Annotated in this window: 14 protein-coding genes; 10 read left to right on the plus strand and 4 right to left on the minus strand. The window is 71.0% G+C overall.

The genetic code is table 11. The features are described 5' to 3' along the window. The first annotated feature begins 22 nt into the window (after nucleotides 1–22). From ACFP3H_RS14400 to ACFP3H_RS14435, 8 genes are all read left to right on the plus strand, one after another. Complete coding sequence (locus ACFP3H_RS14400) at nucleotides 23–682, plus strand: response regulator (protein WP_378605445.1); 660 nt, start codon at nucleotides 23–25, stop codon at nucleotides 680–682. A gap of 72 nt (nucleotides 683–754) precedes the next feature. Continuing rightward, the gene (locus ACFP3H_RS14405) at nucleotides 755–1,246 is read left to right on the plus strand and encodes an FxsA family protein (RefSeq protein WP_378605448.1); all 492 of its coding nucleotides are present in this window, start codon (nucleotides 755–757) and stop codon (nucleotides 1,244–1,246) included. Between the two features lie 18 nt (nucleotides 1,247–1,264). Continuing rightward, nucleotides 1,265–1,468: a hypothetical protein gene (locus tag ACFP3H_RS14410; protein ID WP_378605451.1), complete on the plus strand. Its 204-nt coding sequence runs from the start codon at nucleotides 1,265–1,267 to the stop codon at nucleotides 1,466–1,468. Nucleotides 1,469–1,517: 49 nt separating this feature from the next. Further along, nucleotides 1,518–3,110 (plus strand): amidohydrolase, encoded by a 1,593-nt coding sequence (locus ACFP3H_RS14415; RefSeq protein WP_378605454.1) that lies wholly within the window; start codon nucleotides 1,518–1,520, stop codon nucleotides 3,108–3,110. A gap of 35 nt (nucleotides 3,111–3,145) precedes the next feature. Then, nucleotides 3,146–4,921 carry an apolipoprotein N-acyltransferase gene (lnt, locus tag ACFP3H_RS14420; RefSeq protein WP_378605457.1) on the plus strand — a complete coding sequence of 592 codons (1,776 nt, stop codon included), beginning with the start codon at nucleotides 3,146–3,148 and terminating at the stop codon, nucleotides 4,919–4,921. Nucleotides 4,922–5,124: 203 nt separating this feature from the next. After that, a complete protein-coding gene (locus ACFP3H_RS14425) occupies nucleotides 5,125–18,792 on the plus strand; it encodes a non-ribosomal peptide synthetase (protein WP_378605460.1) in 13,668 nt (4,555 codons plus the stop codon). After that, entirely contained in the window at nucleotides 18,789–19,778 is a 990-nt protein-coding gene (locus tag ACFP3H_RS14430) for an ATP-binding cassette domain-containing protein (RefSeq protein ID WP_378605463.1), read from the plus strand. Before ACFP3H_RS14425 ends, ACFP3H_RS14430 begins: the two co-directional genes overlap by 4 nt. A 166-nt stretch (nucleotides 19,779–19,944) precedes the next feature. Then, nucleotides 19,945–20,745 (plus strand): ABC transporter permease, encoded by an 801-nt coding sequence (locus ACFP3H_RS14435; protein ID WP_378605551.1) that lies wholly within the window; start codon nucleotides 19,945–19,947, stop codon nucleotides 20,743–20,745. A 95-nt stretch (nucleotides 20,746–20,840) separates the two neighbouring features. Here the strand turns inward: ACFP3H_RS14435 and ACFP3H_RS14440 are convergent, their stop codons facing one another. Then, nucleotides 20,841–21,176, minus strand: a complete 336-nt coding sequence (locus tag ACFP3H_RS14440) for an RNA polymerase-binding protein RbpA (protein WP_378605466.1) — start codon at nucleotides 21,174–21,176, stop codon at nucleotides 20,841–20,843. Nucleotides 21,177–21,666: 490 nt separating this feature from the next. Between ACFP3H_RS14440 and ACFP3H_RS14445 the strand changes: the two genes are divergently transcribed. Next, the gene (locus tag ACFP3H_RS14445) at nucleotides 21,667–21,993 is read left to right on the plus strand and encodes a hypothetical protein (RefSeq protein WP_378605469.1); all 327 of its coding nucleotides are present in this window, start codon (nucleotides 21,667–21,669) and stop codon (nucleotides 21,991–21,993) included. Nucleotides 21,994–22,005: 12 nt separating this feature from the next. On the opposite strand, the gene ACFP3H_RS14450 is transcribed toward ACFP3H_RS14445, so the two are convergent. Together ACFP3H_RS14450 and ACFP3H_RS14455 are read right to left on the minus strand one after the other, a co-directional pair. Next, nucleotides 22,006–22,980, minus strand: a complete 975-nt coding sequence (locus ACFP3H_RS14450) for a hypothetical protein (RefSeq protein WP_378605471.1) — start codon at nucleotides 22,978–22,980, stop codon at nucleotides 22,006–22,008. Between the two features lie 514 nt (nucleotides 22,981–23,494). Beyond that, nucleotides 23,495–24,148, minus strand: coding sequence for a M23 family metallopeptidase (locus ACFP3H_RS14455; protein ID WP_378605474.1), 654 nt, complete (start codon nucleotides 24,146–24,148; stop codon nucleotides 23,495–23,497). A gap of 279 nt (nucleotides 24,149–24,427) precedes the next feature. Here ACFP3H_RS14455 and ACFP3H_RS14460 point away from each other — a divergent pair, with 279 nt between their 5' ends. Beyond that, entirely contained in the window at nucleotides 24,428–24,766 is a 339-nt protein-coding gene (locus tag ACFP3H_RS14460; RefSeq protein ID WP_378605476.1) for an ArsR/SmtB family transcription factor, read from the plus strand. On the opposite strand, the gene ACFP3H_RS14465 is transcribed toward ACFP3H_RS14460, so the two are convergent. After that, nucleotides 24,748–25,731, minus strand: a complete 984-nt coding sequence (locus tag ACFP3H_RS14465; protein ID WP_465263762.1) for a glycosyltransferase family 9 protein — start codon at nucleotides 25,729–25,731, stop codon at nucleotides 24,748–24,750. The two genes, ACFP3H_RS14460 and ACFP3H_RS14465, sit on opposite strands and share 19 nt — an antisense overlap. Nucleotides 25,732–25,875 lie beyond the last annotated feature (144 nt).

Below are 25,875 nucleotides of genomic sequence, written 5' to 3' on the forward strand. Positions count from 1 at the left end.
ACCCGCCCACTAGGGTGGGGCCATGCCGATCAGCGTGCTCGTGGTGGACGATCAGGAACTCATGCGGATGGGCCTGAAGATGGTGCTCGGCGCCCACCCCGACATCGACGTGATCGGCGAGGCGGGCAACGGCGACGAAGCCGTGCGCCGCGCGGCCGAGCTGCTGCCCGATGTGGTGCTGATGGACGTGCGGATGCCCGTCGTGGACGGGGTCACCGCCACCGCCCGCATCGTCGCGGCCGGATCGGGGGTGCGGGTGCTCGTGATGACCACCTTCGACCTCGACGAACACGCCCTCGGCGCCCTGCGCGCCGGCGCCAGCGGATTCCTGCTCAAGGACACCCCGCCCGAGGACCTCGTCTCCGCGATCCGCAGCGTCGCCGCCGGGGACGCGGTGGTCTCGCCCAAGGTCACCAAACGCCTGCTCGACCGGCTCGTCGCCGAGGACCCCACCAGCCTGCGCGACCCGAAGATCCTCGACGTGCTCACCGCCCGCGAACGCGAGGTCCTCGAACAGATCGCCCTCGGACACTCCAACGCCGAGATCGCGGCGGCGCTGTTCCTGTCCGAGGCGACGGTGAAGACCCACGTCGGGCGCGTGCTCACCAAACTCGGCCTGCGCGACCGGGTGCAGGCGGTGGTCCTGGCCTACGAGACCGGGCTGGTGCGACCGGGCAGCTGAGGTCTGGGGCACCCTCGGGAGAAAAATCGGACACTCGTGCGTTGAGGGAAGAGATCATCCGAAAGGATCGCCATGACCGCTGTGCTGTTCCTGTCCTATCTCCTTGTCGAGATCGCCGCCCTCGTCGCGCTGTCCCAGCTGATCGGCGTCGGCTGGGCCCTGGTCGTGCTGGTCGCGGTCTCGGGTGTGGGATTGGTGCTGCTCGGCAGGCAGGGCAGGCGGGTGTTCGACCGATTCCGGCGCGCCTCGCGCGGGGAGGTGACCGCCGAGAGCGCCGTCGCCGACGGGCTGCTCGTGGCCACCGGGTCGGTGCTGCTGTTCGTGCCGGGGCTGGTCACCGGTCTGGTCGGGTTGCTGGCCCTGTTCCCGCCCACCAGGGCGCTGCTGCGGCCGGTGCTCGAGAAGGTCGGCACCCGGCGCTTCGGCCCGCTGCCCTCGTTCGCGCCCTCGCCGTATCGCGGGATGGTCGTCGACGCCGACGGTGATGTGGTCGACGGCACGGTCGTCGGGCAGTGGTACGACGACGGTCACACCGGCGGCCCACGCGCACTCGGCCCCGCCTGAACCGACTACAGTACCGGCATGGCCACCGAGCAGATCACCGTCACGGTGAGCGAGGAACTGGCCGACGCGGTGCGCAGAGCGAGCGCCGCTGCCGGGCAGTCGATGTCGGACTTCACCATCGCCGCGTGGCGACTGGAATTGATCGCGGTCGAGGCCGGTGGGCGAGGTCCCACCGGGTTCGGCGAGGCCGAGATGCGCGCCGCGCTGTCGCTGCCCACCTGACCCGTCCCCGACACGGTGCCAATCGGCCTATACGGCAGACTGGGACACCGTGAGTACCCAGTTGCTGATCGGCGGCCGTTTCTACAGTTCCAGCTCCCCGGACGCGACCGCGATGGCGGTCACCGACGGCACCGTGGTGTGGTTGGGTGCCGAGGCCCCCGGCCGGGCGATGCACCCCGACGCGGAGATCATCGACCTCGACGGCGCCTTCGTCGCGCCCGCGTTCGTCGACCCGCACGTGCACGTCACCGCGCTGGGCCTGCAACTGGTCGGCCTCGACGTCCGTGGCGCCCGATCCCTGGCCGAGCTCCTCGCGACCGTGCGCGCCCACGCGGCGACACACCCCGCCGACGAGGTGATCATCGGTGAGGGTTGGGACGACACCACCTGGCCCGAACAGCGCCCGCCCACCGTCGCCGAACTCGACGCGGCGGCCGGGGGCAGGCTCGTCTACCTCGCCCGCGTCGACGCGCACTCGGCCGTGGCCTCCACGGCGCTGCTCGACGCGACCGGCGACCTCGGTGACGACTATCGGCCGGGCGAGCTCCTGCGCGCCGACGCCCACCATCGCGTACGCACCACCGCGCTCGCGAAACTGACTCGGGCACAGCGTGATTCGGCCCGCGCCGCCGCCCTGGACGCGGCCGCCGCCGCCGGCATCGTCGCGGTGCACGAGTGCGCGGGGCCCGAGATCTCCGGGCGCGACGACATCCGCGAGCTGCTCGCGTTCGAACACGGTGTGCACGTGCGCGCCTACTGGGGCCAGGCCGTGCGCACCGCCGACGAAGCGCGCGCGCTGATCGAGGAACTCGGCGTGCACGCGCTCGGCGGCGACCTGTTCGTCGACGGTTCGCTCGGCTCCCACACCGCGCTGCTGCGCGACCCCTACGCCGACGCGCCGGGTCACGGCGCCCGCTTCCTCGACGAGGACACCGTCACCGCCCACCTGCGCGCCTGCACCGAAGCGGGCATCCAGGCCGGATTCCACGCCATCGGCGACGCCGCGATGGACACCGTCGTGTCCGGCTTCGCCCGGGTGGCAGCCGAACTCGGCGGCCCCGCGATCGCCGCGCGCGGACATCGCGTCGAACACGCGGAGATGACCGACGCCGCCGCCATCGACCAACTCGCCGCGCTCGGGGTCATTCTCTCGGTGCAACCGGGCTTCGACGCGGCCTGGGGCGGTCCCGACGGCATGTACGCGACCCGCCTCGGCGCCGAACGGGCCGCCGGGCTCAACCCGTTCTCGGCCATGGCGGCCGCCGGGATCTCCCTCGCCGTCGGCTCCGACGCGCCGGTCACCGACATGAACCCGTGGCGCCAGGTCCGCGCCGCCGTGCACCACCGCACCCCCGGCCACGGGCTGTCCCCGCGTGCCGCCTTCGCCGCCGCCACCCGCGGCGCCTGGCGCGCGGGCGGGGTCCGCGACGGCATGGCGGGCACCCTCGTGCCGGGCGCCCCCGCCTCCTACGCGGTGTGGGACGCGGGCGAGCTCGTCGTCGCCGCGGCCGCCGACACCGTTCAGCGCTGGTCCACCGACCCCCGCTCCCGCGTCCCCGGCCTGCCCCGCCTCGACCCCGACGCCACCCTGCCGACCTGCCTGCGCACCGTGCGCGACGGCATCCCCATCTACACCGCCTGACCGGCCATCAGCAACGAATCACGGAGCCCGACACCATGATCGACCCCGCGACGGACAACCCCGCCCACTCCGCCGATTCGCCGCCCGGGTCGTCGGGTCGCGACGGGTCGGACGCTGTTCCCCAGGACACGGCGCCGCGCGCGGGTGCGTCGGTCGCCGGTGACGCCACGGCCTCGTCGGGTTCGACGCGCGCGCGAACAGCGACCTCGGGTTCGCACCGGACGCGGTCCCTGGTGTCCTCGATCGCGCCGCGCCTGCTCGCGGCCGTGGTGGGCGGGCTGCTGCTGTTCGGCAGCTTCCCGCCGCGACCGCTGTGGTTTCTCGCGCCGGTGGCGCTGGCGCTGCTGACCCTCGCCGTGCGCGGACCCGGCACGCTGCGCGGCGGGTTCGGCTACGGAATGCTCGGCGGGCTGGCCTTTTTCGTGCCGCTGCTGCCGTGGACCGGGATCTACGTGGGGCCGGTGCCGTGGCTGGCGCTGTCGACAGTGTGCGCGGTGTACTTCGGACTGTGGGGTGTGCTCGCGCGCTGGTTGGGCGCGCTGCCGGGGTGGCCGGTGTGGCTGGCGCTGGCGTGGACCACCACCGAATGGCTCAGGTCCAGCTTTCCGTTCGGCGGATTCCCGTGGGGGCGAGTCGCTTTCGGTCAGGCCGACGGGTGGTATCTGCCCCTGGCCGCGTACGGGGGCGCGCCGCTGATCGGCTTCGCCGTCGCACTGACCGGCACCGCCATGGCGGCGCTGATCCTGCGCGTCCGCGCGTGGGTCCGCACCCCGGCGCCGCGCCCGAACACCCGCGCCGTGCGGACCGGATTTGCCACCGCCCTGGTCGCCGTGGCTATCATGCCCCTGGCCGGAGTGATCCTGCGGCCGACGCTGCCCGCCCCGGACGACGGCACCCGGACGATCACGGTCGCCGCCATCCAGGGCAGTGTGCCGCGGCTCGGGCTCGACTTCAACGCCCAGCGCCGCGCCGTGCTGGACAACCACGTTCGGCGCACCGAGGAGTTGGCCGACGCCGTCACCCACGGCGCCGCCGCACGGCCCGACATCGTGATCTGGCCCGAGAACTCCTCCGATATCGACCCGCTGCGCAACGCCGACGCCGCCGCCGAGATCACCGAAGCCTCGGTGCGGATCGGCGCCCCGATTCTCGTCGGCGCAGTCCTGGTGAACGGTGACCGCACGACCACCAACTCGGTGATCGTGTGGAACGGCACGGACGGCCCCGACGATCGGCACGACAAGAAAATCATCCAACCCTTCGGCGAATATCTGCCGATGCGCGGATTCTTCCGTCTGTTCTCCTCCTATGCCGATCGCGCCGGCTATTTCGTACCGGGTGACGGCGACGGAACGATCGTGGCCGCCGGAGTACCGATAGGGGTGGCGACCTGCTACGAAGTCGCCTTCGATCGGGCATTTCGGGAATCCCTCGGCGCGGGTGCGCAATTGCTGACGGTGCCGACCAACAACGCCACCTTCGGTGAGAGCGAGATGACGTATCAGCAACTCGCCATGTCGCGGGTACGCGCGGTCGAACACGGACGCGCGCTCGTCGTCGCAGCAACCACCGGAGTCAGCGGCATCATCACCGCAGATGGCGTGCTCAGACAGCACACCGAACAGGTCGTGCCCGCCGCGTTGGTGGCCCAGCTACCGTTGCGCGACACGGCAACTGTCGCCACCCGAATGGGCGCGGCACCCGAACTGGCGTCCGTTATCCTGACCGCGATCGGCGTCGGCCTGGTGTTTCGTCGACGCCGCGGAGCGAATCAGGCTCTGGCATTGCAGAGTTCGGAAAATTCTAAATAAGCGGTTTGTTTCAACCCGGAGTAAGCGGCACCAAGTTGCGGCACTTCGGGTGTAATCCGTTGACCTCGAAATAAATTCACATCGGTAGCCATCCGGCCGCCGTCGTACTCCGAATCATGGGCGTGGATAAGCCACGCCCTGGGCCCTCGTGTGCCCGGGCGCTGCTCGGGGAGTTGTGACACAAGGCAGAAACGGAGTGCTTGATGAGTTCTTTGGCGACCGACCGCGTCAGTTCATGCGTCACCGACGGGGACCCTGGCCGACCGTTCGCCCTCTCGCCCGGTCAGACGGCCCTGTGGTACGCGCAACGGATCCGGCCCGATATCCCGCTCACCATCGCGCACTACGTCGAACTGCACGGTGACCTCGACGTCGGTCGGCTGCTCTACGCCGTCGAGCGCTACGGCGCCGAATCCCAGGTCGGGCACGTGCGCCTGCTCGAGATCGACGGCGTGCCGCACCAGCGCGTCGACCTCACCTGGCGACCCGGCTGGGCCCGCATCGACCTGCGGGCCGAACCGGATCCGCGCGCGGCGGCACAGGAGTGGATGAACACCCACGCCAGCACCCCCATCGACATGGAGAACGAGCCACTCACCATCAACGTGATGTTGCGGGTGGGCGAGGACGAATGGTTCTGGTACCAGCGCGGCCACCACATCGTCATCGACGGCTACGGCGCCATGAACGCGCTCGCGCGCACCGCCGAGATCTACACCGCCGTCGGCGCCCACGGCGAACCCTCGGCCTCGCGGGCCGCCGCGCTCGTCGACCTCTACGCCGAACAGTCGCGCTACCGCGAGTCGAGCCGCTTCCGCGCCGACCGCGAGTACTGGATGGAACTGCTGACCGGAGTCGGCGAGCCGATGACGCTGTCGTCGGTCACCGCCGCGGGCGACACCATCGACGCGGGCCGCCACCGGGCCACCGCGGTGCTCGACACCGACCTCGACACCCTGCTCACCGACGCGATCGCCACCCACAGCACGGCCAATTCCGCGCTCATCGTGGCCGCGCTGGCCGCCTACGTCCGGTCGGTCACCGGCGATTCCGATGTGGTGCTGAGCCTTCCGGTCTCGGCGCGCACCACGGTGGCGCTGCGGCGTTCGGCCGGTGTGGTCTCGAATGTGGTGCCGCTTCGGATCCGGTTCGACGACGACACCACCGTCGCCGATGTGGTGCGCCAGACCGAACTGCAGATCACCGGCGCCCTGCGCCACCAGCGCTACCGCTCCGACGACATCCGCCGCGACTGCGGGTACTCCCGCGACGCGCGCGGCTTCTTCGGCCCGATGGTCAACATCATGCTGTTCCACGACGAGTTGAAGTTCGACGACATCGCCGGCCAGATCCATGTGCTGGCCACCGGACCCGTCGAGGACCTCTCGATCAATATCTACAACGGCGACGGCGGCCGCATCCAACTCGACTTCGAAGCCAACCCCAATCTCTACGGCGAGGCCGAGGTCGCCGCCCACCACGGCCGCTACCTCGACTTCCTGGCGCGCTTCCTGGCCGCCGAACCCGCCACGCCCGCGCGCGAACTCGGCGCGATCACCACCGCCGAACACGCCAGGGTGCTGCGCGAATGGAACGACACCGACGCGCCGGTCGCCCCCGCCACGCTGGTCTCGCTGTTCACCGATCAGGTCCGGCTCAGCCCGCACGCGGTCGCCCTCGAATTCGGCTCGCACACGGTCGGTTACACCGAACTCGACGACCGGGTGAACCAGCTGGCGCGCGAACTCATCGCCCGCGGCGCGGGCCCGGAGACCACGGTCGGGGTGTGCCTGCACCGCAGTATCGACCTGGTCGTGGGGATCTACGCGGTACTCGCCACCGGCGCCGCCTACCTGCCGCTGGATCCCGAGCATCCGGTCGATCGTCTCGACGCGGTGCTCACGCAGGCGCGTCCGGTGTGTGTGCTCACCGCCGCCCGTGACGGCGTGCGACTGCCCGCCGGTGCGGTGCGGGTGGACCTGGACACCCTCGATGTCAGTGACAACGAGGTCGCCCCGATCACCGACGCCGATCGGCGCGCGCCGCTGCGGGCCGACCACCTCGCGTACGTCATCTTCACCTCCGGGTCCACCGGTAAACCCAAGGGCGTCGGCGTCACGCACGCCGCGATCGTCAACCGGTTGCGCTGGATGCAGGCCGAATACCCGCTCGACCACACCGACGCCGTGCTGCAGAAGACCCCCGCCACCTTCGACGTGTCGGTGTGGGAGTTCTTCTGGCCCCTGCAGGTCGGGGCCCGCCTGGTCGTCGCGGCACCGGAGGGCCACCGCGACCCGGCCTATCTGGCGCGGATCATCACCGAGAAAGCCATCACCACCGCCCATTTCGTGCCCTCGATGCTGTCGCTGTTCGTCACCGACCCGCGGGTGCGCGGCGGGGCCGGACTGCGCCGGGTGTTCTGCAGCGGCGAGGCACTGCCCGGCGCCACCGTCGCCGATTTCCACGCCGCGCTGCACGGTCCCGACGGGGGACCGGAACTGCACAACCTCTACGGTCCCACCGAGGCCGCGGTCGACGTCACCTACTGGCCGTGCCCGCCCGAGGCCACCACCGTGCCGATCGGCTCGCCGGTCTGGAACACCCAGACCTATGTGCTCGACCCGCGATTGCGCCCGGTGCCGCCCGGCGTGGTGGGGGAGCTGTACCTGGCCGGCGTCCAACTCGCGCGCGGCTACCTCGGCCGACCCGACCTCAGTGCCGACCGGTTCGTCGCCAACCCCTTCACCCCCGGGCAGCGGATGTACCGCACCGGCGACCTGGCGCGCTGGCAGATCGACGGCGGGGTCCTGGAGTACCTGGGCCGCACCGACTTCCAGGTCAAGATCCGTGGCCTGCGCATCGAACTCGGCGAGATCGAATCCGCCCTGCTCGCCCAGGACGACATCGCCCGCGCGGTCTGCGTGGCGCGCACCGGTCGCACCGGGGACGACGAACTCGTCGCCTACGTCGTCGCCGCGCCGGGCGCCGACGCCCCCGATCCCGCCACGCTGATCGCGGTGCTGCGTCGCGGTCTGCCGTCCTACATGGTGCCCTCGGCCCTGGTCGTGCTCGACGAACTGCCGCTCAGCGCCAACGGCAAGGTCGACCGCAAGGCACTGCCCGCCCCGGAGACCGGGGTGCGCGTCACCACCGGCGCCGCCGTGCCGCAGACCGAACTGGAATGCGCGCTCGCCACGATCTTCGGCGAGGTCCTCGCGCTCGAGGACACCGTGATCGGGGTCGAGGACAGCTTCTTCGACCTCGGCGGCAACTCGCTGGTCGCCGCCCGCGCGGTCGCCCGGATCAACACCGGCCTCGACGCGAATCTGACCATCCGGGAGATGTTCGAGTCGCCCACCATCGCCGCGCTGGCCGACTACATCAGCACCCACCGCCCCGAATCCTCCACGCCCCGACTGGTTCCCGCGCGCAGGCCCGAACGGGTGCCGCTGTCGATGGCCCAGCAGCGACTGTGGATCCTCAACCGGTTCGCCGAACACGCCGCCGCCTACAACATGCCGCTGGCCCTGCGGCTCACCGGCGACCTCGACCTCGACGCGCTGCGCGCCGGCCTGCGCGATGTGCTCGACCGGCACGAGAGCCTGCGCACCAGCTACCCCGAGGGCCCCGAGGGCCCGTACCAGCTGATCCACCCGGTCGGCAGCGTGGTGCCCGACCTCGACCCGATCGAGGTCGACGCCGCCGCGATCACCGAGTTGGCGGCGCAGGTGGCCGCGCGCGGTTTCGATCTGCGCACCGAGACCCCGCTGCGGGTCACGCTGTATCACGTCGGGCCGAACGACTACCTGCTGTTCGTGGTGCTGCACCACATCAGCGGCGACGGCTGGTCGGTCGCCCCGCTGGCCAGGGACCTCATGGTCGCGGTGTCCGCGCGGGCCGACGACACCGCCCCGCAGTGGGTCGCGTTGCCGGTGCAGTACGCCGACTTCGCCCTGTGGCAGCGCGAACTGCTCGGCGAGGAAACCGATCCCGAGGCGCCTATCGCGCGCCAGCTCGCGCACTGGCGCACCACCCTGGCCGGACTGCCCGATCAGCTCGACCTGCCCTTCGACCGGCCGCGTCCGGTGCAGCGCGCCACCGGCGGCGACACGGTCGAATTCCGGATCGACGCCGAAACCCGGCGCGCGGCAAGCGAACTCGCGGCCAGTCGCGGGGTCAGCATGTTCATGGTGTTGCACGCGGCGCTGGCCACCGTGCTGGCGCGGTTGTGCGCGAGCACCGACATCACCATCGGCACGCCCATCGCGGGCCGGTCGGATCCGGCGCTCGACGAGCTGGTCGGCATGTTCGTCAACACCCTGGTGCTGCGCACCGAGGTCGACCTCGACGCCGGCTTCGAGCGCATGCTCGACCGCGTCCGCGAGACCGACCTGGACGCCTTCGCCAATCCCGACGTGCCCTTCGAACGGCTCGTCGAACTGGTCAACCCCGACCGCTCGACCAGCAGGCACCCGCTGTTCCAGGTGATGCTGTCCTACGACCGCACCCCGCAGTTGCGCGTCGAACTGCCCGGTGTCACCGCCGAACTGGTCCCCATCGAGATCGGCGTCGCCAAATTCGACCTGCAGCTCGAGGTCCGCGACAGCGACGACGGCGGCCCACTGCACGCCGAATTCGGTTTCGCCACCGATGTTTTCGACCGCGCCACCGTCGAGGCCATCGCCCGCCGATTCACCGCCGTGCTCACCGCGGCCGTCACCGCGCCGACCCGCGCCATCGGTGACCTCGACATCCTCGACAGCCGGGAGATCGCGCGGCTGGTGCCCGTCTCGGGCGCGCCGGCCGAACCGGCGGGGACCCTGTCGCGGCTGCTCGTGGAGACCGCGCAACGGCTGCCCGATTCGGTCGCGGTGCGTTACCTGGGCATCGACACCACCTACCGGGAACTCGACGAACGCTCGAACCGGTTGGCGCGCAGCCTGATCGCGCACGGCGCCGCACCGGAGACGGTGGTCGCCCTCGCGCTGCCGCGCAGCCTGGAATCGATCATCGCCATCTGGGCGGTCGCCAAGACCGGCGCCGCCTACGTGCCCGTCGACCCGGCCTACCCGGCCGAACGCATCGCGCACATGATCGGCGATTCCGGCGCCACCCTCGGGATCACCCTGCCCGAACACCTCGCCGCACTGCCCGCCATCGTCGGCAAACACCGCCGGGCGCCGGAGTGGTTGGTGTTCGGGACCGCCGATTTCGAGGCCGACTGCGCCCTCCGCTCGGCGAGCACGCTCACCGACGCCGATCGCCGACTGTCCATGCGCGCGGGTCAGCCCGCCTACCTGATCTACACCTCCGGCTCCACCGGCACCCCCAAGGCCGTCGTGGTCACCCACGCCGGCATCGCCTCGCTCGCCAGCGAGCAGGCCCAGCTGTTCCGGGTGAGCGATCACGCCCGCACCATGCACTTCTCCTCGCCCAGCTTCGACGCCTCGGTGCTGGAACTGCTGCTCGGCTTCGCGGCGGGCGCCACCGTCGTGGTGGCGCCCGCCGACCTGTACGGCGGTGCGGAACTGGCGGGATTCCTTCGCTCCGAACACATTTCGCACGCCTTCATCACCCCGGCCGCCCTGGCGACCGTGCCCGCGGGCGACTTCCCGTCGCTGCACACCGTGATCGTGGGCGGTGAGGCCTGCTCGGACGAACTCGTCGACACCTGGGCCTCGACCTACCGGATGCACAACATGTACGGCCCCTCGGAGGCCACCGTCGCGGTCACCGCCAGCGCGGCCATGGTGGCGGGGGAGCCGGTACCGCTGGGCGCGCCGGTGCGTGGCATGCGGTTGTTCGTACTCGACGGCCGGCTGAACCCGGTGCCGCCGGGGACACCGGGCGAGCTGTACGTCTCGGGGCCGGGTCTGGCGCGCGGCTACCTCGGCAAGACCGCGCTCACCGCGCAACGTTTCGTCGCCAACCCGCACGGTCGGGTCGGCGAGCGGATGTACCGCACCGGCGATCTCGTGGTCACCGACATCGCGGGACGGTTGCGCTTCCTCGGTCGCGCCGACGACCAGATCAAGATCCGCGGCTTCCGCATCGAACTGCGCGAGATCGACCACGTGCTGTGCGAACACCCCGGCGTGCGGTCCGCGCTGACCGTCGTCCATGTCGACGAGCACGGCCACCAGCGCCTCGCCTCCTACATCACCGCCGACGGCGTCCTCGAGACCGCCGCCGTGCTCGACACCGCCCGCAACCGGCTGCCCGCCTACATGGTGCCCGCCGCGCTCGCGGTGCTCGACGCCATGCCGGTGACCCCGGCGGGCAAACTCGACCGCCGCGCCCTGCCCGCACCGGAATTCGTGGTCGGCACCGGGTCGCGGGCGCCGCGCACCCACCTCGAGATGCGGGTCGCGGCGGTGTTCACCGAGATCCTCGGCCGCCCCGTACCGGGCGCGGAGGACAGCTTCTTCGACATCGGCGGCAACTCGCTGCTGGCCACCCGGCTCGCGGCCGCGCTGCACGCCGAGTTCGAGGTGGACCTGCCCGTCCGACAGATCTTCGAGGCGCCGACCGTGGCGGGCATCGCCGGGCTGATCGCGGAAGCGCCCCGGACGCAACGGGTGGCGCTGGCGGTACACACCCCGCGCCCGGGACGCATACCACTGTCGCTGCCGCAGCAACGGCTGTGGTTCCTCAATCGATTGTCCCCCGAATCGAGCGCCTACAACATCGCGTTCGTCTTGCGAATCGGCGGAGATCTCGACATCGACGCGCTGCGCGGCGCCCTCACCGACCTGGTGCGCCGCCACGAAGTGCTGCGCACGGTCTTCCCCGAGGACCTCTCCGGCGCCCAGCAGGTGATCCTGCCCCCGGCCGAGGCGATGCCGACGATCGAGGTGATCGACACCGAACCCGCCGCGGCCGAGGCGGAACTGACCGCGCTGGCCCGCACCGGTTTCGACCTCACCCGACACACTCCGCTGCGAGTGTCGTTGCTGCGCACCGCCGCCCGCGAACACCTGCTCGGTGTCGTCGTGCACCACATCGCCGCCGACGGCTGGTCGCTCGGGCCGCTCACCCGCGATCTGGCCGTGTCCTACGTGGCCAGGACCGTCGACACCGCGGTCGAACAGGCGCCGCTGCCGGTGCAGTACGCCGATTTCAGCCTCTGGCAGCGCGCGGTCCTCGGCGCCGAGGACGACCCGGACAGCATCGCCGCCACCCAGCTCGCCTTCTGGCGCGAGACCCTGGCCGAACTGCCCGAGGAACTGCCGCTGCCGTTCGACCGCCCGCGTCCGGCCGAACCCACCGGCGCCGCGGGCACCGTCACCTGCTCGATCTCGGCGCCGCTGCAGGACGCGCTCGACGAGCTGGCCAGTGAGACCGGCGTCAGCCTGTTCATGGTGGTGCGCTCGGCGCTGGCGGTGCTGCTGCGCAGCGTGACCGGCGGACGTGACATCCCCATCGGCACGCCGGTCGCGGGGCGCACCGACATCCAACTCGACGAGCTGGTCGGCATGTTCGTCAACACCCTGGTGCTGCGCTCGGACGTGGACCCCGACCGCAGCTTCATCGACCTGCTGCACGCCGACCGCGACGCCGAACTCGCCGCGCTCGCCCACGCCGACGTGCCCTTCGAGCGGGTCGTCGACGCGCTCGGCCGGGAGAGCCGGGCCGGCAATCGGCACCCGCTGTTCCAGGTCGCGCTGAGCATGCAGGACGATCGCACACCCGAACTCGAGCTGCCCGGCCTGCGGCTCAGTGCCGAGGAACTCGATATCGCGCTGGCCAAATTCGACCTGGAACTGCGGGTCGCCCCGGCCGCCACGCACGGACGACGATTCGAATTCGTCTACGCCACCGAGCTTTTCGACGCCGACACCGTCGCGACCATGGCCGAGCGGTTCACCCGCATCCTCACCCAGGTCACGGCCAATCCCCGGCGGCGGATCTGCGATCTGGACCCGCTGACCGTGGCCGAGCACCGCGATCTGGTCCCCGCGCAGGGACCGGCCGGGATCACCCCGGTCATCCTGGCCGAGCTGCTCGCGGGCACCGCCGCGCAGTACCCGCGTCGGCCCGCCGTGCGCTGGTTCGCCGGTGGCAGCATCGCCGGCGAACTCGGTGCGCTCGACTACGCCGGCGTCGCCGACCGGGCCCACCGGATCGGGCGGGCCCTCATCGCCCGCGGGATCGGCAGCGGGGACCGGGTCGCCGTCGGCCTCACCCGGTCGCTGGACTGCCTCCTGGCGATCTTCGGGGTGGCGGCCAGCGGGGCGGCGTTCGTCCCGGTCGACCCGCGCTATCCGGCCGACCGGGTGCGGCACATGCTCGCCGACTGCGCGGTCAGCGCGGTCCTCACCAGCGCCGACGCCATCGAGGGCCTGCGCGCCGCCGCCGGGTCGCTCGACACCCAGTGGCTGCGGGTCGACGACGAGCACCTGCTCGCCGAACTCGCCGCGCACGACGGCTCCCCGATCACCGACGCCGAACGCGTGCGCCCGGTCCACATCGCCGACCCGGCCTACCAGATCTACACCTCCGGCTCCACCGGTCTGCCCAAGGGCGTCACCGTCACCCACAGCGGCCTGGCCAACCTGGCGCTGGACCTGCACGAACGCATCGGCATGGACCGGTTCGCCCGCACCCTGTTCCTGTCCACGCCCAGCTTCGACGCCGCCGTGCTCGACCTGCTCCTGGCCGTCTACGCCGGCGCGGAGATGGTGATCGCGCCGATCGATGTCTACGGCGGCGACGAACTCGGCGCCCTGATGGACCGCCAGCAGATCAGCCACACCTTCCTCACCCCGGCTGTGCTGGCCTCGATCGATCCCGCCCGCTGGCCGCTGCCCAGCCTGCGCGGGCTGATGGTCGGCGGCGAGGCGGTACCGCCGGACCTGGTGGACAACTGGGCTGACGGGCGCCGACTGCTCAACGCCTACGGACCCACCGAGACCTCGGTCATCGCCGCGATGTCGGAGCTGCGGGCGGGTGGCCAGGTCACCATCGGCACCCCGGTGCGCGGCCTGCGCGCGGTGGTGCTCGACGATCGGCTGCGACCGGTCGTCACCGGCGTGCCCGGTGAGCTCTACCTCAGCGGCGGCGGCACCGCGCAGGGCTACCACGAGCGCTTCGGCCTCACCGCCTCGCGGTTCCTGGCCGACCCGTTCGGTCCCGCGGGCAGCCGGATGTACCGCACCGGTGACGTGGTCCGCTGGACCAGCACCGGCACGATCGACTACCTCGGCCGCAGCGACCACCAGGTCAAACTGCGCGGCTTCCGGATCGAACTCGGCGAGATCAGCGCCGTGCTCGGCGGCCATCCGGCGGTCCGCTTCGCCCACACCGAGGTGCGGGCCATCGCGGGCGACGACCGGATCGTGGCCTGGGTCCAGCTCGAGGAGAACACCGATCCCGCCGTGCTCGCCGAGGTGCGCGAGCACGCGAGCGTGCGCCTGGCCGGTCACATGGTGCCTGCCTCGCTCAACCTGATCGACACCGTCCCGCTCACCCCGGTCGGCAAGCTCGACCGTGGCGCCCTGCCGGAACCGGAGTTCGTCGTCACGCAGGGACGGGCGCCGCGCACCGGGGCCGAGCGACTGGTGGCGAAGGTGTTCGAGGACCTGGTCGGCGCGAGCGGCGTGCGCGCCACCGACAGCTTCTTCGACATCGGCGGCAACTCGCTGCTGGCCACCCAGCTGGTGGCCCGGTTGGCCGCGGCCACCAACGTGCGACTGGAAGTGCGCACGGTGTTCGCCACGCCGACGGTCGCCGAACTCGCCGCGCTCGTCGACACCGGGCCCACCGGCGACGAGCACCGCCCCGCGCTCGTGCCCCAGGTGCGCCCGGACCGCATCCCGCTGTCCGCGGCGCAGCGCAGGCTGTGGTTCCTCAACCGGTTCAATGCCGGCGGCACCGGCGAGGACCACGCCGCGGGCGCCTACAACATCCCGGTCGTGCTGCGCCTGCACGGCCAGATCGACCTGTCGGCACTCATTGCCGCATTGCACACGGTGCAACGTCGGCACGAGACCCTGCGCACGGTGTTCCCCGAGAGCGCGGGCGAGCCCGAACAGCTGGTGCTCGACCCCGAGATCGCCGCGGTCACCCTGTTCCACGCGACGGCCGCCCCGCACGAGGTCGACACCGCCGTCGCCCGTTTCGCGAGCCCCGGCTTCGACCTGTCGGTCTCGGTGCCGATGCGCGCGGCGCTGATCACCGTCGATCACCTCGGCGGCTCGGTCCCCACCAAGGCCAAGTACGCGGTCGCGAGTTCGGCCGAACACGTGCTGGTCCTGGTCGTGCACCACATCGCGATGGACGGCTGGTCGCTGGAACCCCTCGCCGGGGAAGTGGCCGCCGCCTACCGGGGCATCCAGGTCGGCGAACCGTTCGGCGAACAGATTCCCGAGATCCAGTACGCCGACTACACCCTGTGGCAGCGCGAACTGCTCGGCACCGAGGACGACCCGGACTCGCTGATCAGCAACCAGCTCGCGCACTGGACCGATGTCCTGGACGGGGTGCCCGAACTGCTCGCGGTGCCCTCGGACCGACCCCGCCCGCCGGTGCCCTCCTACCGGGGCGGCACCGTCGCCTGCGCGGTCGACGCCGCCACCCACCGGGCGCTGCGCGGCATCGCGGGCGCGAACAACGTCAGCATGTTCATGGTGTTGCACGCGGCGCTGGCCGTGCTGCTGCACCGGGTCACCGGTGACGAGGACATCGCCGTCGGCACCGCCAGCGCGGGTCGCGGCCACCCGGCCCTGGACGCGATGATCGGCATGTTCGTCAACACCCTGGTGCTGCGCACCCAGGTCGTCGACGAACGCGCCTTCATCGACCTGCTCGGCACGGTTCGCGACGGGGACCTCGACGCCTTCGCCAACGCCGACGTGCCGTTCGAGCGGCTCGTCGAAGTGGTCAACCCGGCCCGCTCCCAAGCCCACCACCCGCTGTTCCAGGTGATGCTGTCGCTGCGCAACACCCCGCTGCGGATGCTGGAACTGCCCGGTCTGCGGATCGAAGCCGTCGACGCCGACGCCGGCATCGCCAAGTTCGACCTGCAGTTCACCTTCATCGAGCGCCAGACCGCCGACCGGGTGGGCGACGGCATCGAGCTGTCGGTGAACTACGCGGCCGACCTGTTCGACGAGGTCACCGCCCGCAGGCTCGGCGACCGACTGGTCCGGCTGCTCACGGCCGTGGCCGCCGACCCCAACACCGCGGTCGGCGATCTCGCCCTGCTCGACGCGGTCGAGTGGACCGCGCTGGCGCCGGTACACGGCACGCGCCCCGAACCCGCGCGCACCCTGCCCGCGGTATTCGGCGCCGCCGTGGCCCGCTCCCGCGACGGGGTCGCGCTGAGCGCGGGCGACACCGTGGTCACCTACGACGCCCTCGACCGCTGGACCAACCGGCTCGCCCGCGTCCTCATCGGCCAGGGCATCGGCCCGGAAAGTCTGGTCGCCCTCGGCATTCCGCGCTCGGTGGAATCGGTGGCGACCATGATCGCCGTCGCCAAGGCCGGGGCCGCGTTCGTGCCGGTCGACCCGAACTACCCGGCCCAGCGGATCAGTCACATGCTCACCGATTCCGGTGCGGCACTGGGCCTCACGCTGCTGGCACACCGGGACCGGCTGCCCGGTGACGCGCGCTGGCTGGTGCTCGACGACCCGCAGACCAGGGCCACCGTGCTCGGCACCGACGACGCGCCGATCACCGACGCCGACCGGATCTCGACGCTGCGCCTGCACAACCCGGCCTACGTCATCTACACCTCCGGCTCCACCGGTACCCCCAAGGGCGTGGTCGTCACCCACGGTGGCCTGTCGAACTTCGCCGCCGAGACCGCCGACCGCTTCGACGTGCGACCCGGCAGCCGGGTACTGCACTTCGCCACCCCGAGTTTCGACGCCGCCGTGCTCGACATCCTGTTCGCGCTCGGCGGTGCGGCGACGCTGGTGATCTCCCCGGCCGGGGTGGTCGGCGGCGAGGACCTGCGCCAGGTGTTCATCCGCGAGCGGATCACCCACGCGTTCATCACCACCGCCGCACTGGGCACCGTCGATCCGACCGGGGTGCACTCGCTGGCCCACGTGCTCGTCGGCGGCGAGGCACTGCCGCCGGACCTGCTGGCCCGCTGGGCGCCGGGCCGCAACTTCTACAACGTCTACGGCCCCACCGAGACCACCATCGTCACGCTGATGCCGCAGCCGATGAGCCCGCAGGCCCCGATCACCATCGGTGGCCCGATCCGCGGTGTCGCGGCGAGCGTGCTGGACCGGCGCCTGCATCCGACCCCGATCGGCGTCACCGGCGAACTGCAGTTGGCTGGCGCGGCCCTGGCACGGGGCTACCTCAACCGGCCGGGCCTGACCGCCCAGCGATTCGTCGCCAACCCCTACGGCGCACCCGGTGAACGGATGTACCGCACGGGCGATCTGGTGCGTTGGCGCAACGGCGCGAGCTCCGCGCTCGAGGTGGAATACGTCGGGCGCACCGACCATCAGGTGAAGGTGCGCGGCTTCCGCATCGAACTCGGCGAGATCGACGCCGCGTTCGCCCGCCACGCCGACGTCGAGCTCGCGCTCACCATCGGCCACACCACCCAGGCCGGGGTCACCGCGCTGGTCACCTACGTGAAGGCGCGCGCGGGCTCCGCGCCGAGCGTGCCCGAACTGCTCGAGCACGTGGCCGGGCACGTGCCCAACTACATGGTCCCGCAGGCGGTCATGCTGCTCGACGAGGTGCCGCTCAGCCCGGTCGGCAAGCTCGACCGGTCGCGGCTGCCCGAACCGGTGTTCGTCGCCGCCGGTGGGTACCGCGCGCCGGTGACGCCCACCGAGGTGGCGCTGTGCGCGGCGTTCACCGAGGTGCTCGGGGTCGAGCGGGTCGGCGTGGACGACGGGTTCTTCGAACTCGGCGGCAACTCCCTGCTGGCCACCAAAGTCGTTGCCGCACTGCGGGATCAGGGCTACGAGATGCCGGTCCAGATGATGTTCGGCGACGCCACCCCGGCCGGGATCGCGGCCCGCCTCGACGACACCGACCCGAACGCGGTGATCGAGGCGGCCATCGCGCCGGTCCTGACCATCCGCGCGGCCACCAGCAAGCACGACACCCCGCTGTTCTGCGTGCACCCGGCGATCGGACTGTCGTGGTGCTACGCCGGGCTGCTCGCGCACCTGGACCAGCAGCGTCCGGTGTACGGGCTGCAGGCGCCGCACGTGTCCGGCGAGGAGGGCTTCACCTCGATCCCCGAAGCCGCCGGACACTATGTCGCCCACATCAGGTCGATCCAGCCGCACGGCCCCTATCACCTGCTCGGTTGGTCGCTGGGCGGCCTGATCGCCCAGGAGATCGCCGTGCAGCTGCAGGAGCTGGGCGAGGACGTGGCGCTGCTGGCCATGCTGGACAGCTACCAGCTCGGCGACCGCTGGCTCGACACCTCGATGCCCAGCGTGGCCGACATCCTCGGCGAGTTCGGCGCCGACCTCATCGACGGGGCACCGCTGCCCGCCGACCTCGACCTGCACGAAGCGGCGGATCTGCTGCGGGCACAGCCGGGCCCGTTCGCCGCGCTCTCGGTCGAGCACCTGCACAGCCTCTACACCGGGTACGCCGACGGCACCGTCATGGCCAACCGGTTCCGGCCGCGCATGTTCGACGGCGATCTGTTGTTCTTCACCGCCGCGGCGGACGAGATCAACGCCGCCGATCCCGGCCGGTGTGCCGACGCCTGGCAACCGTTCGTCACCGGCGACATCCACAACCACGACCTGCCCTGCAGGCACGCGGCGATGACCTCACCGGAATCGTTGGCGGTGATCGGCCCCGTGCTGCATCGCCACCTCGACGCCATCCCGGAGATCACCGTGTGCGGCAGCGGCCAGAAGGAGATGCGACCGTGAGTTTCGCGGTAGAAGTACGTGGCCTGGCCAAGAGTTACGGCAAGGTGCGCGTGCTGAAGGAGATCGACCTGGAGATCCCGGCGGGCACCGTGCTCGGCCTGCTCGGACCCAACGGCGCGGGCAAGACCACCACCGTGCGCATCGTCACCACCCTGCTGCGCCCCGACGCGGGCTCGGTGCGGGTGGCCGGCGTCGACGTGCTCGGCGACCCGGCCACCGCGCGCACCCGAATCGGGTTGTCCGGCCAGTACGCGGCGGTCGACGCGAACCTGACCGGCTACGAGAACCTGCGCATGGTGGCCCGCCTGTACGGCATGGGCCGCAAACAGGCGGTGGCCAGGGCGGAGGAACTGCTCACCGCCTTCGGCCTCGACCACGCCGCGGGCCGCCGCGCGGGCACCTACTCCGGCGGCATGGCGCGCCGCCTCGACCTGGCCGGCGCGCTGGTGGCCCGGCCGCCGGTGGTGGTGCTCGACGAACCCACCACGGGCCTCGACCCGCGCGGGCGCCTGGACATGTGGCAGGTGATCGGTGATCTCGTCGACGACGGCACCACCGTGCTGCTCACCACCCAGTACCTCGAGGAAGCCGACCTGCTCGCCGACCGGATCACCGTGATCGACAAGGGCACGGTGATCGCGCGCGGGTCGGCCGACGAACTCAAGACCTCCATCGGCGGCGACCGGCTCACCGTCACCCTCGCCCCCGGACAGGCCCCGTGGCCCGCGCTGGCGGTGCTGCACCAGGTGGGCGTGGGCGAACCGTTCCACGAACCCGGCAGCGACGAGGTCTCGGTGGTGGTGGGCAACGGTTCGCGCACCATGGTCGAATCCCTGCGCCGCCTCGACGACGCGGGCATCTGCGTCCTCGACGCGAACGTGGTGCGCCCGACCCTCGACGACGTATTCCTCTCGCTCACCGGCACCCCCGCCGAACCCATGCCCGAACCCGAAACCGACGACGTGCAAGAGGAGATCCTGTCATGAGCGAGCGCAGCGAGCGGCTGATAGACACTGCTGCCATGGCAGTCATGCCGGCGCCGAGCGCCAGCGAGGTGCAGGCATGAGTGCCCCCGACATCACGGTGGACGATTACGAAACCCGTGATCTGCCGATCACATCGGCTACCCCGCGCCCGAGCGCGCCGGTGACGATGACGCCGCGGGCGCGGTTCGCGCGCGACAGCGCGATCGTGGCCTACCGCAACCTGCTGACCATCCTGCGGGTGCCGACCCTGCTGGTCACCGCGACGATCCAGCCGCTGATGTTCGTGTTCCTGTTCGCCTACATCTTCGGCGCCTCCCTCGGCGGCGACCAGTACCGCGAGTTCCTGATCGCGGGCATCTTCACCCAGACCGTGGCGTTCAATGCCGCGTTCACCACCGTCGGCCTGGCCGGTGACCTGCAGAAGGGCATCATCGACCGGATGCGCACGCTGCCGATGTCACGGCTGGCGGTGCTGATGGGCCGCACACTGTCGGACCTGGTGGTCAATATCGTGAGCCTGGGCGTGATGTCGATCTGCGGCTACGTCGTCGGCTGGCGCATCCACGGCAGCTTCGGCGACGCGATGCTCGCCTTCGGAATCATCCTGCTGTTCGCGTTCGCGATGTCGTGGGTGGGCGCGCTCACCGGCCTGATCTCGCCGACCGTGGAGGTCGCCCAGAGCGCGGGCCTGATCTGGCTGTTCCCGCTGACGTTCATCTCCTCGGCGTTCATCTCCGCCGAGACCCTGCCCGGCCCGCTGCGCACCATCGCCGAGTGGAACCCGATCACCGCGGTCTCGGCCGCGAGCCGCAAGCTCTTCGAGAACAGCTCACCCCCGAGCTTCGGCACCCCGTCGGGCTGGGCCGCGGACAACTGCATCCTCTACGCGATCATCTGCTCGGTCGTCATCCTGGCCCTCGCGATGCCCGCGGCCCTGCTGCAGTACCGCAAAGTAGCCAGCCACTGAGCTCATCGGCGGCTGGCGCCGCAGGGTTCGCTGGACCAGGAAATGTCGAAGGCCGCCTTCCCCTGTGGTGGGGAGGCGGCCTCCGACATCGTGCGTCAGGCCCGGCGGCGGGTCTTGAGCAGGTCGAGGCGCTCCTTGAGCAGCTCCTCGAGCTCTTCCTTGCTGCGGCGTTCCAGCAGCATGTCCCAGTGGGTGCGCGGCGGCTTGACCTTCTTGGTCTCGACCGAGGTGCCCTCCATGAGCTGACCCTCCTGGCCGTTACGGCACAGCCAGGTGGGCGGGATCTCCGCGTCGTCGGCGAACGGGACGTCGAACTCCTCACCGTTGTCGGTGCGGTAGCGGGCGATCCGGCGCGGGGCCAGGTCGTGGTCGCGATCGGTCTCGTAGCTCACCGCTCCGAGCCGACTGCCCCGGAGTACGCGATCTGCCATGTGTGCTCCTGTAATTTCGGCGGCCGGGGCCGCGGTTTTCGGCGCTTGACTCCGCCTCTTCCCTCCCTACGGGTACTCCTTCGTCGCACCCTTCGGTCAGTCCATCGGCGGAGGCGCGCCGAAAACAGGTCTTGGTATTACCTCAACGCACGGGAAGTCTGAACTGTTCCATTGTAGTCGTAGGGCCGACGTGGGCTGTCGTAGTGCCCAGGCGGCCCGTCGTAGTGCCCGGCCGACCCGTCGTAGTGCCCAGGCGGCCCGTCGTAGTGCCCAGGCGGCCCGTCGTAGTGCCCGGCCGGCCCGTCGTAGTACCTGGCCGACCCGTCGTAGTGCCCGGCCCGCCCGTCGTAGTGCCCAGTGGGCCGTCGCACCGTCCGCGTGGGCGAGCGTGGCTCGCCCGGCCGACGCGGCGAGGCCGAGGCCAGGAGTGTGCCCGCTCAGCGAGACCTGAACCGGCGGATTCGCGCACGGGCCGATAGGGTTTCGCACCATGTCGCGCAGTCGCCTGCTGTCCTGCTCGTGGTGCGGGCGGGAGATCGTGGATTCGGAGTCGGGTCGCCGTCGCCGCTATTGCCGCCAATCCTGCCGCCAGCGTGCCTATGAACACCGAACCAGTCTCAAGGGCACCGGTATCCCCGAAGATGCCGTGGTCCTCACCTCCCAGGAGGCCGCCGATCTGGCCGACCGCTGGTTCGCCGCCCGCTGCGCCGCCGAGGATGTGGCGACGGCGGTGGACGAGGGCGCCTCGCCCACCGAACTGGCCCAACTCAGCGCCACCCTGCTCCAACTCGCCCGCGAGGCCGAACGCCTCCGCTAGGACACAGCGTGCCTAGCTCGCCCGGTCCGCTTCTCGGGCGCGCAGGTAGACGGTGATCACCCCGGCCGTGACGAACAGGGCGAGCGCGGCGCCAGCGCCGAGCGTGGTCGAGTCGGGGTCGGTGAGGGGTTGGCCGCGCAGGGCCTGCCAGCAGGTGAGGGTGACGAGGCCGAAGTAGCCGAGGGTCGCGACCACGAGCAGGGCGGCCCGGGTGGTTTCGGTGCGCAGCCAGGGGTAGCGGGGGACGAGCGCGAGCAGCGCGACGGCCAGGACCAGGAGTAGCTGGATGCCGTGCAGGCCGAGGAAGTGCGGAATGCGCAGGTCGCCGCCGATGGTGCTCCAGCCGGTGATCGGCAGACCGGGGGCGCTGTCGCGGGCGGTGTCACCGGCGCGGACGGTGTGTCCGGCCATGAGTCCGACGACGGTGCCGTCGGACTGGCGGACGAGTTGCGGGCCGGTGAACCCCATCAGGTAGCCGAGCATCATCCCTGTCACCGCCAGCCACAGCCCCGCCTTCAACGCGATCCGGGTGGGCTGATCCGTCAGCTTCTGCCACGAAATGATCACCGCGAGCACGAGATTCGCGACGAACAGCCCGGGAACGCCGGAGGCGAACACCTGCTGGCCGATCGTGTTGACCGGATCGGTGGCGGTATTGAAATGACTGAACGTCCCGCGCGCGGCCTGCACCGCGATGAACCCCACGTCGAGCACCCCGGTGACCGCGAACACCGTCCCCAACCACCAGCTCACCCGCCGCCCCCGATGCGGCAACCGCAGCATCCAGGCCAGCGTCAGCCCGTAGAGCGCGAACGCGAACCCGAACTTGGCCGGTTTCACCCACACCGACTCCCCGAGCAACAACCGGTCGTCGACCACCATGCCCACCACCGACACGACGACCAAGGCCACCATCAGCGCCGAATTCACCAGCAGCGGCCCGTGCCACGGCCCTTCCTCGCGCACCGAACCGGTCCGCGAGCGCATGCGGGACAGAGTGTGGGTGAATCCGATCGTCGCCATACACCGAAGCTAGAAATCGCCTACGCCCCACCGAATCCCGCTACGGACCGGTCCCCACCCCCTACCCGAGTACGACCTGTCGCCGACCCCTGGCTCGGCCGCGCGAGAACCCCGAGAACACCCCCACTCCTCGCCTCGTCGACGGCAACGCCTCGGTCACCGCCGCGCTCAGCACCGGTGCGGATGCCGCGCGCCGTCCGCCCTCTCGCCCGCGCGCCGACAGCGGCGCGCACCCAGCAATCTCCGCGCGATCGTCGGGCCGCTCGAGCCGCGCGCACCCCGGCGGTTCCCGCAGCGTCACGACCCATTGACGACAGCGGCAACTTCGCGCACGCCGAACCGACGAACGTCCCCATCGATAGCGAAACGCGACCGCGAGGTCGGTCTGGTCTCGGGAGACCATGACTCGACGCTCGCGGTCGCGCGGCTTCGGGAATTTCCGATCGCGCGGCGGGCGGCGATCAGTGGTTGGTGAGGATCAGTCCTGCGGGACACCCAGGTGGATGCCGCGGGCGCCGAGCCAGGCGTGCGGGTCGATCGGGTTGCCGTACTGCGAGCCGTCCGGCACGCGCACCTCGTAGTGCAGGTGGGGGCCGGTCGACTGGCCGCGGTTGCCGACGGTGGCGATGGTGTCACCGGCGTTGACCTGCTGGCCGGGGTGGACCAGGATCTCGTTGACGTGGCCGAACACGCCGATGGTGCCGTCGTCCTGCTGGACGCGGACCCACAGGCCGAAGCCCGTCGCGGGACCGGTTTCGATGACGGTACCGTTGGTGACGGCGAAAACGGGCGCGCCGATCGGGTCACCGAAGTCGATGCCGTTGTGCGCCTGGCCCCAGCGGGGACCGTAGTACGAGGTCAGCCGGCCGTGCACCGGACGAACCGTGCTCGGCGGCGGGGGCGGCGGGGGAGCGAGAACCGGCAGCTGCGGCAGCTCGAGGGCTACCGCCTCGCGGTGCTCCTCCCACGCGATGGGCGCCGACGCCTGCGGGCCCTGGGCCTCGGCAGGGGTGTACGCGGTGAAGCGGTACGGCGACTGGCCGGTGTTGATGGCCTGGGTGGCATCCGCGGCGATAGTAGTGGTCAGGACAGGGCTCTCGGGCTCACTGAAAGTGGCGACGGAGGTACCCACGAGTGCGGACAAAGCCACCGCACCCGCGACTACGCCTCCCCAACGGCCGGCGAAGGCGTCGGAGACTCGAGCAGATAACGGGTTGGTCACGAACATGTTTAAAAACGTAGCTAACCCGTGACCTGCGCGGCGAATGATGTGGTTGCGATCACGAACGGCTATAACCGCAGTTGATCTATAACGATCCCCTAACGAAACTCCGCATCCGTGGACTCACCGGGTGAAATGCTCGTGTGCAAGATCGTTGCCGAAATACCCCGATCCGGGGAGACTGTTTCAGTGGACGCTAACGGAGTTCGGGCTATCACGGCGTTATCCGACCCCACTCGGCGCGCGATCTTCGAGTCGCTGCCCCAGGGGCCGCGCTCGGTCGCCGACCTCGCCACCGCCACCGGAATCACCAGCTCAGCGGCCTCGCAGCACCTGCGGATCCTGCGCGAGGCGCACCTGGTGCGGATGCGCCGCGACGGTAACCGCCACCTCTACTCCCTCGACCCGCGCGGTCTCAACGACGCGCGCGACTATCTCGACAAGTTCTGGCCCAGTGCCCTGGCCGCCCACGCCGCGGCCCTGCGCGACGCCGTCGGGGAGGACGCCGCTCAGCCCACCCGGCGGTAACGCGACCGGCTGGTCTCGGTCCAGGCCTGCTTGTCCAACTGCGCGTCCACCGCCGAGATCACCTCGGGCGCCCCGATCCGCAATAGTCCGGGGTCGGGGGACATGGCGTCGGGATCGCCGGTCTGCCCGGCCCACAGCACCGCGTGCCTGCCGAGCAGATGCGAGGGCGGGCCGACCCGGCGCGGCGGGGTGGGGCCGAACAGCAGGACCGTGCGCGTGCCGAAGGCGGTCGCCAGGTGCGCGACCCCGGTGTCGCCGCTGATCACGAGCCCGGCCTCGGCGACCGTGGCGGCCAGATCGGTGAGGTTCTGGCGCCCCGCGAGCACCCGATCGTCGGGCAGACCCGCCTGCGCGGCCACCTGCCGGGCGATATCGCGTTCGAAGGGGTCGCCGGTGAGCACCACATCGCGGCCCAGCACCAGCAGGTGTCGCACGACCGCGGCGAACCGTTCCGGCGGCCAGCGCCGCGCGGGGGCGCCCGCGCCGATGTGGACGACCACGCAATCGCGACGACTGATCGAGGCCACCGGCGGCACCAACCCGATATTGCGGCGATCGGCGTCGATGCCCTCACCCTCGAGCAGTCGACACCAGCGATCGACCATGTTCGCCTCGGGGTCCCAGCGCGGGCCCGCGAGCTTCGGTAAGGCGGGGGTGCGGTGGCCGATGATCCGCGCGGCCCCGGTATCGGCCAGTGCCCGTGCGCTGGCGCCGTCGGGGCCGTGCAGGTTCACCGCCAATTCCGGTGCGGGACCGTCCCAGATCAGGGCGGCCGGATCGGCGGTGGGCACGAGCTCGTCGACCGAGGAGATCAGGTCGACGATCTGCTCGAGCCGAGGTGGCGCCGCCAGGACGATTCGGCTCCGCGGTTCGGCCCGGCGCAGGGCACGCAGAGCCGGGACCGCGGCGAGGAGTTCACCGAGGCCCCGAGCTTGCAGCACGAGTACAACCGACACCCCCTTCATCTACCCGAGCCGCTCGCGCGCCAAACGTTCGTCCGGGCAAGGAGGTGACGACGCGCACGCTCGCCCGGTCAGCGCGGCGGGTCCGATCGCGACACGGTCACAGCCCCAGCTAATTTCCGGAAAACCAGCGCAACCGGGCATAAC

The organism is Nocardia lasii, assembly GCF_042658545.1.
Classification (GTDB): Bacteria; Actinomycetota; Actinomycetes; order Mycobacteriales; family Mycobacteriaceae; genus Nocardia; species Nocardia lasii.

Coding starts and splice junctions, on each gene's coding strand:
- ACFP3H_RS14425 (WP_378605460.1), top strand. CDS start 5,125: ATGAGTTCTTTGGCGACCGACCGCGTCAGTTCATGCGTCACCGACGGG.
- ACFP3H_RS14400 (WP_378605445.1), top strand. CDS start 23: ATGCCGATCAGCGTGCTCGTGGTGGACGATCAGGAACTCATGCGGATG.
- ACFP3H_RS14405 (WP_378605448.1), top strand. CDS start 755: ATGACCGCTGTGCTGTTCCTGTCCTATCTCCTTGTCGAGATCGCCGCC.
- ACFP3H_RS14410 (WP_378605451.1), top strand. CDS start 1,265: ATGGCCACCGAGCAGATCACCGTCACGGTGAGCGAGGAACTGGCCGAC.
- ACFP3H_RS14435 (WP_378605551.1), top strand. CDS start 19,945: ATGACGCCGCGGGCGCGGTTCGCGCGCGACAGCGCGATCGTGGCCTAC.
- ACFP3H_RS14445 (WP_378605469.1), top strand. CDS start 21,667: ATGTCGCGCAGTCGCCTGCTGTCCTGCTCGTGGTGCGGGCGGGAGATC.
- ACFP3H_RS14465 (WP_465263762.1), bottom strand. CDS start 25,731: ATGAAGGGGGTGTCGGTTGTACTCGTGCTGCAAGCTCGGGGCCTCGGT.
- lnt (WP_378605457.1), top strand. CDS start 3,146: ATGATCGACCCCGCGACGGACAACCCCGCCCACTCCGCCGATTCGCCG.
- ACFP3H_RS14440 (WP_378605466.1), bottom strand. CDS start 21,176: ATGGCAGATCGCGTACTCCGGGGCAGTCGGCTCGGAGCGGTGAGCTAC.
- ACFP3H_RS14450 (WP_378605471.1), bottom strand. CDS start 22,980: ATGCGCTCGCGGACCGGTTCGGTGCGCGAGGAAGGGCCGTGGCACGGG.